This window comes from Flavobacterium sp. WC2416 (assembly GCF_041200095.1).
In the GTDB taxonomy this organism is placed as follows: Bacteria; Bacteroidota; Bacteroidia; order Flavobacteriales; family Flavobacteriaceae; genus Flavobacterium.
Map to the genome: position 1 here is coordinate 2626414 of NZ_CP165626.1, position 13782 is coordinate 2640195.

Sequence of the window (13782 nt, forward strand, 5' to 3'; positions counted from 1 at the left end):
TATAATACAAACTAAAATGAGAAAAAAGATAGTTGCAGGAAACTGGAAAATGCATAAAAATGCAGAGCAAACAGAAGATTTATTGAATGAATTAATTGCTAAAATACCTACTGATACAGATGCTAAAGTTATTGTAGCTCCTACATTCGTAAACCTAGCTTCAGCAGTTGATCATTTACAGTTTACTAATATCGACGTTGCTGCACAAAATGTACATCAAGCAGAAAGTGGCGCTTTTACAGGTGAAATTTCAGCAGATATGTTAAAAAGTGTTGGTGTAGATATCGTTATACTTGGACACTCTGAGCGTAGAGCTATTTTCAATGAAACGGATGCTTTAATTGCAAGTAAAGTAAATACTGCTTTGGAGCATGACATGATGGTTATTTTCTGTTTTGGAGAAGAATTGAAAGATCGTCAATCTCAAAACCATTTCAACATTGTTGAAAACCAACTAAGAGATGGATTGTTCCAAATCGAAGCAAAAGATTGGGAACATGTTGTTTTGGCTTATGAGCCAGTATGGGCAATAGGAACTGGAGAAACTGCTTCACCAGAACAAGCACAAGAAATGCATGAATTCATTAGAGAAACGGTTCGCAAAGCTTTCGGAAGTGATATTGCTGAAGATGTTTCAATCCTTTATGGAGGTAGCGTTAAACCAGAAAATGCAAAAGAAATTTTCTCTAAACCAGATGTAGACGGTGGTCTTATTGGTGGTGCTGCATTAAAAGCTGATGATTTTGTTGCAATTGTAAATGCAATCTAAAATAAAATTAACATATTAAAAAAGCGGTAAAATGTATTTTACCGCTTTTTTTATTTTTATATAATTCCATAAAAAGAGAAATACTACCTTTGCAAAAAAATTAAACATGTCAAATATTTATATAGGATACCATTTTACAATTGAACCAAAAGAATTGGGTTCAGAAATATTAATTGCAGAGTTAGGTGAAACTGCTTTTGAAAGTTTTACTGAAACTGAATCTGGTATATCCGCTTTTGTACAAAAAGATTTATGGGATGAAATGATTCTGGAGAACATCAATATTTTAAAATCGGAAGAATTTGAAATTGACTATACCTTTGAAGAAATAGATCAAGTTAACTGGAATGAGGAATGGGAAAAGAATTTTGAACCTATCGATGTAGAAGGAAACTGTCATGTACGTGCACCTTTTCACCCAAAAACGGATGCTGAATTTGATATCTTAATTGAACCAAAAATGAGTTTTGGTACAGGTCATCATGAAACTACACATATGATGATTCAACATTTATTAGAAATTGACGTAACTGGTATGAAAACCCTAGATATGGGATGTGGAACTGCTATTTTAGCAATTCTTGCTGAAATGAAAGGGGCGCAACCTATCGATGCAATAGATATCGATAACTGGTGTTACTTGAATTCTATTGAAAATGCAGAGCGCAACCACTGCAAACACATTACAGTTTATGAAGGTGAAGCTTCATTATTAGAAGGAAAAAAATATGATTTAATCATTGCCAATATCAATCGAAATATTTTGTTGAACGATATGCAAGCGTACGTAGATTGTCTAAATCCAAAAGGAACCCTTCTTTTAAGTGGTTTTTACACGGAAGACATCCCTTTTATAGATGCTTCATGTACAGAAAAAGGGTTAACTTATGTTAAAAAATTTGAAAGAAATAACTGGGTTTCATTAAAATACGTAAATTAGTATTAGTTTTATTAATAACGAAAGTACAAAAAACCTACAAAATGAGTACTAAAGAAAAAATAAGAGAAAAAGTAAGTCGAAAAGAAGCACCTACATTAAACAACGAAATTATCGTGTATAATGATGATGTAAATACTTTTGACCATGTAATCGACACTCTAATGCGTGTTTGTGAACATACACCTGAACAAGCGGAACAATGTTCTTTAATTGTACATTATAATGGGAAATGTACTGTGAAAACAGGACCTATTGATAAATTGAAACCACAATGTACACAATTACTAGAAGCAGGATTAAGTGCTGAAATTGTTTGATTTCAAACAATAAGGCAATTAAATAGCTTTTTATTTAACGATAATTCATTAAACGTTCTATTTTATTCTATATTTGAATAAAATAGAACGTTTTTTTTTATGGAAGAATATGGTAAAATATTAATCATTGCGATGCCTCTTTTTTTGGTACTAATTATTATTGAAAAAATGTATGATTTATACAAAGGGGAGAATCATGTTCCATTAATGGACAGCGTTTCCAGTATTAGTTCCGGAATTACAAACGCAGTTAAAGATGTATTAGGACTTAGTATTACTTTTATTTCTTATGAATGGATCGTTTCAAAAATAGCTATTTATCATATTGAAAATACTATTGCAACCTATTTAGTAGCTTTTATTGTCATCGATTTTTATGGATACTGGACACATCGATTGTCACATCAAGTAAATTTTTTCTGGAATAAACATGCTATACATCATAGTAGTGAGGAGTTTAACCTAGCTTGTGCTTTACGTCAAACGGTTTCCAGTTTTATTAATCTATTTACTTTTATACTTATTCCAGCAGCACTTCTGGGCGTTCCTGCTAAAGTAATTGCAATAACACTACCTATTCAACTATTTTTACAATTTTGGTACCACACAAAACATATTAAAAAAATGGGGTTTTTAGAGCATGTCCTTGTAACTCCATCACATCATCGAGTTCATCACGCTATAAATCCAGAATATCTTGATAAAAATCATTCACAAATTTTTATTATTTGGGACAAATGGTTTGGTACTTTTCAAGAAGAATTAGACGAAGTACCACCCGTTTTTGGAATAACTAGACCAGCCGGAACTTGGAACCCTATTCGAATAAATTATCAACATTTAGGACTATTAATTATGGATGCTTGGCGTACCGAAAGCTGGAAAGACAAATTGACAATTTGGTTTAAACCCACTGGCTGGCGACCAGAGCATTTTGAAGAAAAATATCCAGTAAAAAAAATATCAGATGTTTATAATTTTAAAAAATATGGTGCCGAGAACTCAACTAAATTAATTAGTTGGTCTATTATTCAAGCACTGATTACTTTACTATTTGTTAGCTATTTATTTAACAATATAGCCCAAATAGGTTTGCCCAATATCTTTATTTATGGATTTTTTATTTTTATAACTATTTTCAGCTATACGGAATTAATGGATAAAAATAGATTTTCAATCTATTGGGAAACCTTCCGATTGTTATTTGGTCTTGGGATTTTAATTTACTTTGGAGATTGGTTTGGACTAAATTCTATTTTACCTATGGGTAATTATATAATAATTACTTACCTCCTATTTTCATTGGGAATAGCAATTTATTTTACGCTATTTGATTTCAAAATAAAAAGTGCTGTATCTGTTAACTTATAAACTCATAACATGAAAAATAATAAATTATTAATTGGATATTTGGGTTTAAGTATTGTTTATTTACTCCTTCTCCTTGTTGATCAAGAATCAATTGCTTGGTTTATGAAACCCCTTTTGCTTCCGTTTCTTATTTTAGGAGTTTATTTTAGTGGAGCGTTTTCTTCTAAAAAATACCTTTTAGCAGCATTAACTTTTTCATGGTTTGGAGATATCATTCTCCTTTTTGCAGATCGTGACGAACTATTTTTCATAGTAGGATTAATTGCTTTTTTAATCTCACATATTATCTATATATTACTATTTAATAAACAATTAAGATATAAAAACAGAAAAAATAAAGCGGTATTCTGGATTGGAGTTACTACAATTATAATGTACTTAATCATTATGATTTCTATTCTACTACCCAATCTAGGTGATTTAACAATACCTGTATTTGTGTATGCTCTAGTTATTTCTACCATGCTTTTATTTGCCTTTAAAGGTTTTTTGAACTGGGAAGAACCAGGCAACTGGTACATTTTGATTGGTGCAATCGCTTTTGTAACTTCAGATAGTATTTTGGCGTTCAATAAGTTTTATACCCCTATAGTAATGAGTTCATTTTTCATTATGATAACCTATCTAATTGCTCAATATTTGATTGTAGTGGGAATTTTAAAATTAAATAAAAAAAATAGCATTCCCTTTTTATAGAAAATGCTATCAATAATGCAATTATAATAAATGTTAATGAGGTAATTTATCTTTAAAAACGCCATACAAATACGTTCCAAATAAAGCGCCAAAAAGCACAATAAGAATACTCCAAAAACCAGCTCCTAATAATATATAAATAGGTCCTGGACAAGCACCAACTAATGCCCAACCCAATCCAAATAAAATACCACCAACCCAGTAGCGGATTGATCCCGGTTCTTTATCTACAATTTCAATTGGCCTCCCTTTTATGTCTTTAATGTTTTTTCTTTTTATAATTTGGATACCAATAACACCCGTACCAATTGCGACCATAATGATTCCGTACATATGGAAAGATTGAAACTGAAACATTTCATAAATTCGGTACCAAGAAACGGCTTCCGACTTTGTTAATACAATTCCGAATACAAAACCAACTAATAAATATTTTAATACTTTCATTTTCTAAAAAATTAATGGGAATATAAAATAAGCCATAATTAAACCACCAACAAAAAAACCAATAACTGCTTTTAAAGAAGGAATTTGTAAATTACTCAATCCCGAAATAGCATGCCCAGAAGTACATCCACCGGCATATCTAGTACCAAAACCAATAAGTAGACCACCAATAAGAAGAATCAGGATACTTTTGGGTGATTGAAAAACTTGAGGGCCAAAGAGTGAATCAGGAACTAACTTCCCATTTGGAGCATCAATTCCTAGTTGAGCTAATTGCTCAATAGTCTTTGGGTTAATTGAAACATTTGATGGATCACTCATGAAATGTACTGCTACAAAGCCACCTAACATAGCACCTAAAACTACAACTAAATTCCATCGCTGTGATTTCCAGTCAAAGTCAAAAAAAGCAGTGCGCTTCCCTGCCCCTAATATCGTACACATTGACCGAAGATTAGATGACATTCCGAACGATTTACCAAAATAAGTTAAACATAGCATGATCAATCCAATTAAAAAACCAGATATGTACCAAGGCCAAGTTTGAAAAAAGATACCCATAATTAATTCTATTTTGATGCAAAAGTAAGGATTCTACTATTTACAATTCTAAGAATTTCATCACAAATATTTATTGTAGTAGTAATCCCCTATATAGTTCTCAGTATATTTGTACTACAATAAATTTAAAAGAATCTAATTTCATCACAATCATGAAAAAAGTCCTGCTTTATTTTGCATTAGTATCATTTGCCATTTCATGTGTAAGTACCAAGTCAACTTTGAAAAACGTTGATGATAATGCCCCAATTCCAAAATTAACCTCTGATAATACTTTTGTAATTACCGAGTATAGTAAAGACAAAAAATACGGATATGATAAAGATTATCCGATCAATGTATTTTATTATAGCACGCGAAATGAAACCATCAATCAAGAACGTTTTTTGAATGCCTTAACTGGACCAAAAGGGGAAAAAATAAGCTTTAGTAAATTAGAAAGTTGTTGTCCATTCCCAACAAAAAGAAGCGAAATGGGTGCAGGATTTCTTGATGTATATGAAGTAAAATGGGATGGTTTAAAAAAACCTATTCTATTGTATATGAACATTTATGAAAAAGGAATTTTGAAAGTTCCAGTTGGCTTTGGATTGAAGAAAAATAATCAATAAACAACTCCCCTAGCCCTGATAGAAGCGGTATCCTTCTTGTTTTTTCTTTAAAAACAAGAAGATACAAGCGTATAGCAGGAAATAGCTCCAAAACATACTATTATTCTCTATAAAAAATGTTAATAAGTAAAGACTAAATCGTAAATCATAACTACCTTTGCACTTTAAAAAATCATACTCAAATGAACATACAACATATCCCACAAATTAAGCATACTGATAGCGGAAACTTCTTTTTATTAGCTGGTCCTTGTGCCATTGAAGGCGAAGAAATGGCTATGAGAATTGCTGAAAAACTGATTGGTATCACTGATAAATTACAAATTCCTTATGTTTTTAAAGGATCTTTTAAGAAAGCGAATCGCTCTAGAATTGATAGTTTTTCAGGAATTGGTGATGAAAAAGCATTGAAAATATTAAGAAAAGTTTCGGAGACTTTTGGAGTTCCAACTGTGACTGATATTCATACAAATGAGGATGCGGCAATGGCAGCTCAGTATGTAGATATTTTACAAATCCCAGCTTTTTTAGTACGTCAAACGGATTTAGTTGTGGCTGCTGCCAATACTGGTAAAGTAGTCAACTTGAAAAAAGGACAATTCATGAGTCCAGAAAGCATGAAACATGCAGTACAAAAAGTATTGGATTGCAATAATGAGAACGTAATGGTTACAGATCGTGGAACTATGTTTGGCTACCAAGACATGATTGTTGATTTTAGAGGAATTCCTACTATGCAACATTATGCTTCGACAGTACTAGATGTAACACATTCTTTACAACAACCCAATCAAACTGCTGGTGTAACTGGTGGAAGACCAGACATGATTGAAACGATTGCCAAAGCAGGAATTGCTGTAGGTGTAGATGGTATTTTTATTGAAACTCATTTTGATCCAGCAAATGCAAAAAGTGATGGTGCTAACATGTTACATTTAGATTATTTTGAAGCTTTAATGACCAAGTTAGTCGCTATTAGACAAACGGTTAATAAATTTTAATTTTTATAATACACGCATTGAAAAAGATATTTTTATATACAGCATTCTTAGCTTTATGCCTTTGTAATATAGCAAACGCTCAAGAAGAAATTAAAATACAAGATAAATATACTGCTCACAACAAAGGAAAATTCTTTGTGTCATGGGGAGGAAATAGAGAGAGCTACACCAAATCGGATGTGAATTTTAGAGGTAAAGATTACAATTTTACTTTGGATAACATGACTGCACATGACAAACCAAAAGGATGGCATGTGGACTATATTAATCCTACAAGAATGACTATTCCTCAAACGAATTTCAGAATGGGGTATTTCATTAATGACCATTATAGCATTGCTCTTGGTGTGGACCATATGAAGTATGTTATGACACAAGATCAAACCGTAAATGTGACTGGAACAATCGCAACTGGATCAGAGTTTGATGGGACGTACAACAATACTCCAACAGTAATGACTGAAAAATTCTTGATGTATGAACATACAGATGGTTTGAATTATGTGAACACTGAATTTTCAAGACATGATGATATTTCATCATTATTTAAAATAGGGAATACTGATAAAATCCAAGTAAATTTAACTGAAGGTGTTGGTGTAGGTTTATTATATCCCAAAACGAATACAACACTATTAGGTAAAGAACGCCACGATGATTTTCATGTTTCAGGATATGGAACTTCATTGAAAGCAGGTTTAAATGTCACTTTTTTCAAACATTTTTATGTTCAGGGAGAATTAAAAGGTGGTTATATAAATATGCAAGATATTCGTACAACACAAAGTGCCGAAGATCGTGCTTCACAAGACTTTTTCTTTTTTCAAAGACTAATTGCTTTTGGAGGGATTTTTAAAATATAATTAAAGTTGTTTAGCTTAAAAAAAGGAGATTGTTAATTCTAACAATCTCCTTTTTTATTTTAAATCTATAGGTATTTATACTCTAAAATAAGCAAAAACCCTTATTTTATAATAGTTTTGGCTCATAAATTGGGTGCTATTTAATTTATAATTGTTACTTTAGTAATATTAAAAGATGGTTTTAGTTTTAATTTATAAAAAATTCTGTAAAATAAAAAATTAAACAAAATGATACGAGCTGAAGGAAAAGCGGTAAATCATGACCCAGAAACATTCAAAAATTTTGAGATTTTTTTCGATACGTCTCCTGATTTATTATGTGTCGCTGGTTATGATGGTTTTTTTAAGAGGATAAACCCTGCCGTTTCTAAATTACTAGGATATACTGAAGAAGAATTACTGTCAAGACCTATCAATGATTTTGTATACACTGATGACAAAAACAGTACTGAATCGGCTCGAAATGAGCTAAAAAAGAAAATTCCATTATTCAATTTCGAAAACAGGTATTTAACTAAAAATGGGACAATCGTTTGGTTGTTATGGACGTCTTTACCTATAGACCATGATCAATTAGTTTATGCAATAGCAAAAAACATAACTTACAAAAAAGAAATTGAACATGAACGAAACATCCATATTGCAGAACTAACAAAAATCAATGAAGATTACAAACAGCTTACTTATACCTCTGCACATGATTTAAGATCACCTGTAAATAATTTACTTTCCGTTTTTGAACTTTTGGATACTTCACAAATAACAAATTCCGAAACACTTGAATTAATTTCAATACTAAAAACAACATCCGATGGGTTAAAAAATACCCTAAATGATTATGTTAAAATTTTGGACAAAAAAAATGATCTCATTGCCAAAATTGAAAAAATAAATTTAAACGACTCTTTACAAGAAGTACTGCTTTCCATTAATTCATTAATTCAAAATTCATTGACATTAATAAATATTGATTTTTCAAATTTTGAAACAGTTAATTTTAATAAGGCCTATTTAAAAAGCATTTTTTTAAACTTAATTACCAACTCTATAAAATATGGTAAAAGAGATAAATCACCAGTTATTACTATCTCTTCTAATTTAGATAATGGAGTAAAACAATTGATTATTACAGATAATGGAATAGGTTTTGACATGGATAAAGTAAAAGATAAGATTTTTGGCTTGCACCAAAAATTTCACACAAATCTTGACAGTAATGGTATTGGATTATATTTAGTTTACAACCATATAACAAGTCTAGGTGGTCATATCGCTTTAGAAAGTAAAATAGATGAAGGAGCCAAATTTATTATAACTTTTCCTGATTAATAGCAGTATATTGTACTATTCTTAGTAATTATAAAAACGGAATTGTGTAAAAAAAGAAACTCTAACTTTAAAATTCAAGTGTTTTTATGATACCAATTTCTAAAATACCAAATACAGGATCTACCAGTTGGAAATTTTCTACAACCAAGATATTACAATCCGTTGTACTCGTTTGTGTTATTCTTTATTTTGGTAAAACACTATTCATTCCCCTTAGTTTTTCATTATTGATTAGTTTCATTCTTTATCCCGTTTGTAAATGGATGGAACATAAGGGAATGAGTCAAACGATTGCTATCCTAATCGCAATCTTTATGGTGCTCTTTATAAGCAGTGGCATTTTATACCTGCTTTTTTTACAAATAAATGAATTTTTAACCGAATGGGAGCCGTTTAAAATAAAGTTACTAGAAGCATTAGCTCAAGTTAGTGTTTACACCTCTGAACATTTCGGCATCACTACAGAAGAACAGACTATTTTTTTTAAAAACGCAATAAATAATTCTGGATCAGAAACTTTTTCAGCATTCAAAACTATTTTATATTCCTTATCAGGGTATGCTTTTTTTATTTTAATAATACCCGTTTTTTCAGCCCTTATTCTATATCATCGTAGCATGTTAGCTGAAGTATTATACCAAATTTTTCCATCTGACAAAAAAGAAACCGTTCATGAAGTCCTAGTTGAAACCATCAGTGCTTACTATAATTTTATAAAAGGAATGGCTTTAGTGTATCTAATCGTTGGGCTTTTAAACAGTATTGGGCTTGCAATTATTGGAATCCCTCACCCTTTCGTGTTTGGTTTCATAGCCTCTATTCTTACTTTTATCCCCTATATCGGCATAATGATTTCGTCACTATTACCAATAGCGATTTCATGGATTACCTTTAACTCTATTTGGTATCCATTAGGTGTTATTCTTGTTTTTTCGATAGTTCAAATTTTGGAAGCCTATGTAATATTCCCTTTTGCCGTAGGCAGCCGTTTAAAAATAAATACACTTGTTATCATTTTAATGATTACAGCTGGTGGCATTTTATGGGGCGCTGCGGGAATGATTTTGTTTATTCCGTTCATCAGTATCATAAAACTAATTGCTGAACGTACTGAGAGCCTAAAAACTCTCTCTCTTTTATTAGGTGATGGCATTCACAAAAAAGAAAAACCTTAATTTATTTTAAAACATAAAAAAACCACAAGAATCAACTTGTGGCATTTAGTATTATAACTTAAAACTATTCTACAATTCCATTTTGATCTACTAAATAAATCAAAGAAGCCATTGTTGCTGCTCCCAGTTCTAATTCTCTTTTATCAACTGCATCAAATTTATCATTTGCTGCATGATGGTAATCAAAATAACGTTGTGAGTCTGGTTTTAAACCTGCTTTTACTATTTTTTTAGAAGTTAATGGACCAATGTCAGATCCACTATGTCCTTCTACAAAACTATGAATTAAGTATGGTTCGAATAAAGTAGTGAAACTGGCGATTTTTTTAAAATTTACGGCATCACATTCTAATGAAAAACCTCTTGGACTAAACCCACCTGAATCACTTTCTAAAGCAAATATGTGGTTTTCTTTGTTTTTTTGAGCTAATTCTTCATATTTATTTCCTCCTCGTAAACCATTTTCTTCATTCATGAAAAGAACAACACGCATCGTGTTTTTTGGTTTATATCCTAGATTTTTAAAAATATTCATCACTTCCATACTTTGCACTACTCCTGCTCCATCATCATGAGAACCGTCAGCTAAATCCCAAGAATCTAAATGACCTCCAACAACCATAATGTTTTCTGGATGCTCCATACCAGTAATTTCTCCTACTACATTATACGACAAAACATCATCATACTGCTTACAAGATTGTTTAAAGTGAAATTGTAGTTTTGGGTTATTCTTCAGTGTTTTACTTAATAATTCAGCTCCATTTGTACTTATTGCAGCGGTTGGAATGTATTGCGCTTTTGGAATATCACCATAACTCTGAGCTCCTGTATGTGGAAAATCATCTAATCTCAAATTCATGGAGCGTACGATGGTCCCAACAGCACCAAAATTTGAAGCCTCTTTAGCACCCGCGTACCTTTGATCTACAGCACCAGAATACGCATGAAACGATTCTATTTGTTCATTATCCATGGGTCTGTTGAAAAATACAATTTTGCCCTTTATTTTTTCTGTTCCCAATGTTTTTAATTCTTCCAAAGAATGTACTTCAATCACTTCTGCAGTTAGTCCATTTGAAGCAGTAGCTATAGAACCACCCAAAGCACAAATAGGCACCGTAGTTTTTGTTTTATTATCTAAAATATAAGCGGTTTCTTTTTCGCCTCTTACCCATTTAGGAACCATTACTTCTTGCAAATAGACTTTGTCAAAACCCATTTTTTCCATTTCCCCTTTAGTATACAAAACTGCTTTCTCTGCATTTGCAGATCCTGATAAACGGGAACCAATTGAGTTAGACAAATGATCCAACCAAGAATAACATTTAGAATTTGTTAATGCTGATTTGTAAATTTCTTTTAGAACTTGTTCATCCGTTTTTTGAGCATATAGAGCCGAACTTCCAATTAATAATAGCGCTAATAAAGTTGTTTTTTTCATAAATAGTTAAGTTAATTTCAAAATAGGTTCCGAATTTTAAAATCCTGATTACTTTAAATATTGCAGGTTTTTTTTTATTTTATTGGTTCAAAACTAATAGCAGTTCCTCCACCTGGAGCCAAGTTCAAATTGATATTAGATTTACTCATAACTTCCATTGTTTTTATTTTGTAAGCAATTGGATTTTTTTTCCAATCGGCATCTTTTGCGTCTTCGTAGATTGTTGCTTTGTATTTTTGTCCTGGAGTCAAGAAATCAAGTTTAATTGTTGATTTTCTAGCGTTTTCATCAGTAATTGCACCTAGAAACCATGATTCTTTCCCTTTTGCTTTTCTGACTACCGTTAAATAATCACCCGGTTCTGCTTCAAGGTATTTGCTTTCATCCCAATCTACAGCGACATCTTTGATGAACTGAAATGCATCGGGATATTTTTCATAATTCTCTGGCAAATCGGCTGCCATTTGAATTGGAGAATACATAGTCACATACAAAGCCAATTGTTTTGCTAATGTTGTATGCACTTGTTCCGTTTTATTTTTGTCATAATAACTCATTTTTATTTCAAAAATTCCTGGAGTATAATCCATTGGACCTCCTAGAAGTCTTGTAAATGGTAAAATTGTTTCATGCATTGGAGGATTTCCGATACTCCACGCATTGAACTCCGTTCCACGAGCGGCTTCGGCAGCCACATAATTAGGATAGGTTCTACCATAACCTGTAGGATGTGATGATTCATGTGAATTGACCATTAATTTATAATCGGCGGCACGTCGTGCAACATAATTAAAATGATTCACCATGGTTTGTCCGTCGTGAAATTCTCCGCGAGGAATAATTTTACCCACATAACCCGTTTTGGTCGCTGGATAACCGTATTTCACCATGTTCTCAAAATTACGATCTAAATGACGTTCAAAATTAGCAACTGAACCTGAAGTCTCATTATGCATAATCATTTTCACGTTTTTAGATTTGGCGTAAGCCGAAATAGCAGCTATATCAAAATCAGGATAAGGCGTAGTGAAATCAAAAACTTCCTCTTTCCAGTTTCCATTCCAATCTTCCCAACCTACATTCCATCCTTCTACCAGAACACCATCAAAACCATTTTTAGCAGCAAAATCAATATATCTTTTTGTATTTTCAGTAGTCGCTCCATGTTTTCCTGACGCTTTGGGAGCATCGGCAAAATTGGTAGCATTTTGAGAACCTGCATAATCCCAAGTTGATTTACCTACATGCATTTCCCACCAAATTCCAACATATTTCATTGGTTTGATCCATGAAGTATCTTCAATTTTTGAAGGCTCATTTAAGTTTAAAATCATTTTGGAACTCACAATATCTCTTGCATCGTCACTCACCATAATCGTTCTCCAAGGCGATACACATGGCGTTTGTAAATAGGCTTTATCTCCAATCGCATTAGGAACTAATTGAGATGTTAATTTATAATTGTTTACATCCACATTTAAATGCATCACAGGATAATTCACTACTGCTGCTTCAAAAATATTGAGATATAATCCTGCCGGAGATTTCATCATCAATGGCGTTTGAACCATATATTTCCCTGGAATAGATTTTACACCAATTCCATTGTTCATATTAATTTTGGTATTATCAATTTCAGATAATTTGGTTTCATTATATTCGTATTCATTACTGTCAAAATCGCCAGGAATCCAAAAAACTTTATTGTCGTCAGTTAAATTAAACTGTGTTTCTTCATCAGAAATGATGAAATAATTCAATTCTTTTTGTCTTGGAAAATCATATCTAAAAGCGACTCCTTCATCAAAAACTCGAAAAATGATATTCATTTTTACATTGGTTCCTTTTTGAGTTAGTGCTATTGTAAGTTCGTTGTAATGATTAACGATATTGGCTTGTTCTCCTAAAACGGGTTGCCAAGTCTCATTGAATGTTGCTTTTGTAGATGTTGTAATTTCAAAATTAGCGTCTAAAGCTGGTTTTTCTTTTAATTTTATTCCAAGAATACTTTCAAGAATAACTGTCTTATTTTTATAATTAACGGAGTAAGCAGGTTGTCCATTTCCAGCAAGTTTAAAATTTAAAGTTATTTTATTGGAAGGAGATTGAATACTTTGTGCGTGAAGTAAACTCATCGCAAACAGAAGGAAAAAAGAGAAATAGTATTTCATTTAGTAACGTTTTTAGAATTGCTAAAATAGCAAATTCTTACCTTATAAGTAACAGATAGTAGCATACAATTTTACATAAAAAAACCC

The 13782-nt window shown here is 31.8% G+C and carries 14 protein-coding genes; 10 read left to right on the plus strand and 4 right to left on the minus strand.

Features of this window, described 5'->3' with window-relative positions; translation table 11 throughout:
* Positions 1 to 16 precede the first annotated feature (16 nt).
* The 5 genes from tpiA to AB3G39_RS11195 all read left to right on the plus strand — a co-directional run bounded on the left by tpiA (position 17) and on the right by AB3G39_RS11195 (position 4093).
* Positions 17 to 769, plus strand: coding sequence for a triose-phosphate isomerase (gene tpiA / locus AB3G39_RS11175; RefSeq protein WP_367752771.1), 753 nt, complete (start codon positions 17 to 19; stop codon positions 767 to 769).
* A gap of 106 nt (positions 770 to 875) precedes the next feature.
* A complete protein-coding gene (gene prmA / locus AB3G39_RS11180; protein ID WP_367769541.1) occupies positions 876 to 1709 on the plus strand; it encodes a 50S ribosomal protein L11 methyltransferase in 834 nt (277 codons plus the stop codon).
* A gap of 41 nt (positions 1710 to 1750) precedes the next feature.
* The gene (locus AB3G39_RS11185) at positions 1751 to 2026 is read left to right on the plus strand and encodes an ATP-dependent Clp protease adaptor ClpS (RefSeq protein WP_367752767.1); all 276 of its coding nucleotides are present in this window, start codon (positions 1751 to 1753) and stop codon (positions 2024 to 2026) included.
* Positions 2027 to 2125: 99 nt separating this feature from the next.
* Positions 2126 to 3397, plus strand: coding sequence for a sterol desaturase family protein (locus tag AB3G39_RS11190; protein ID WP_367769538.1), 1272 nt, complete (start codon positions 2126 to 2128; stop codon positions 3395 to 3397).
* 9 nt (positions 3398 to 3406) lie between these two features.
* Complete coding sequence (locus tag AB3G39_RS11195) at positions 3407 to 4093, plus strand: lysoplasmalogenase (protein WP_369765172.1); 687 nt, start codon at positions 3407 to 3409, stop codon at positions 4091 to 4093.
* Between the two features lie 33 nt (positions 4094 to 4126).
* Here AB3G39_RS11195 and AB3G39_RS11200 read toward each other — a convergent pair whose 3' ends face one another.
* Positions 4127 to 4540 carry a DUF6691 family protein gene (locus tag AB3G39_RS11200; RefSeq protein ID WP_367769533.1) on the minus strand — a complete coding sequence of 138 codons (414 nt, stop codon included), beginning with the start codon at positions 4538 to 4540 and terminating at the stop codon, positions 4127 to 4129.
* 3 nt (positions 4541 to 4543) lie between these two features.
* Positions 4544 to 5101, minus strand: a complete 558-nt coding sequence (locus tag AB3G39_RS11205) for a YeeE/YedE family protein (RefSeq protein WP_367769531.1) — start codon at positions 5099 to 5101, stop codon at positions 4544 to 4546.
* Positions 5102 to 5253: 152 nt separating this feature from the next.
* Here AB3G39_RS11205 and AB3G39_RS11210 point away from each other — a divergent pair, with 152 nt between their 5' ends.
* From AB3G39_RS11210 to AB3G39_RS11230, 5 genes are all read left to right on the plus strand, one after another.
* A complete protein-coding gene (locus AB3G39_RS11210) occupies positions 5254 to 5712 on the plus strand; it encodes a 2-dehydro-3-deoxyphosphooctonate aldolase (protein WP_367769529.1) in 459 nt (152 codons plus the stop codon).
* A 182-nt stretch (positions 5713 to 5894) separates the two neighbouring features.
* Positions 5895 to 6713: a 3-deoxy-8-phosphooctulonate synthase gene (gene kdsA, locus AB3G39_RS11215; protein ID WP_367752755.1), complete on the plus strand. Its 819-nt coding sequence runs from the start codon at positions 5895 to 5897 to the stop codon at positions 6711 to 6713.
* Between the two features lie 17 nt (positions 6714 to 6730).
* Positions 6731 to 7576, plus strand: a complete 846-nt coding sequence (locus AB3G39_RS11220; protein ID WP_369765173.1) for a hypothetical protein — start codon at positions 6731 to 6733, stop codon at positions 7574 to 7576.
* Between the two features lie 228 nt (positions 7577 to 7804).
* Entirely contained in the window at positions 7805 to 8905 is a 1101-nt protein-coding gene (locus AB3G39_RS11225; protein ID WP_369765174.1) for a PAS domain S-box protein, read from the plus strand.
* A gap of 86 nt (positions 8906 to 8991) precedes the next feature.
* On the plus strand, positions 8992 to 10080 hold the full coding sequence (locus AB3G39_RS11230) for an AI-2E family transporter (RefSeq protein ID WP_369765175.1): 1089 nt from the start codon (positions 8992 to 8994) through the stop codon (positions 10078 to 10080).
* A 64-nt stretch (positions 10081 to 10144) separates the two neighbouring features.
* Here AB3G39_RS11230 and AB3G39_RS11235 read toward each other — a convergent pair whose 3' ends face one another.
* Both AB3G39_RS11235 and AB3G39_RS11240 read right to left on the minus strand, forming a co-directional pair.
* Positions 10145 to 11524 carry a M28 family peptidase gene (locus tag AB3G39_RS11235; RefSeq protein WP_369765176.1) on the minus strand — a complete coding sequence of 460 codons (1380 nt, stop codon included), beginning with the start codon at positions 11522 to 11524 and terminating at the stop codon, positions 10145 to 10147.
* Positions 11525 to 11598: 74 nt separating this feature from the next.
* Positions 11599 to 13695 (minus strand): glycoside hydrolase family 97 protein, encoded by a 2097-nt coding sequence (locus AB3G39_RS11240; protein ID WP_369765177.1) that lies wholly within the window; start codon positions 13693 to 13695, stop codon positions 11599 to 11601.
* Positions 13696 to 13782 lie beyond the last annotated feature (87 nt).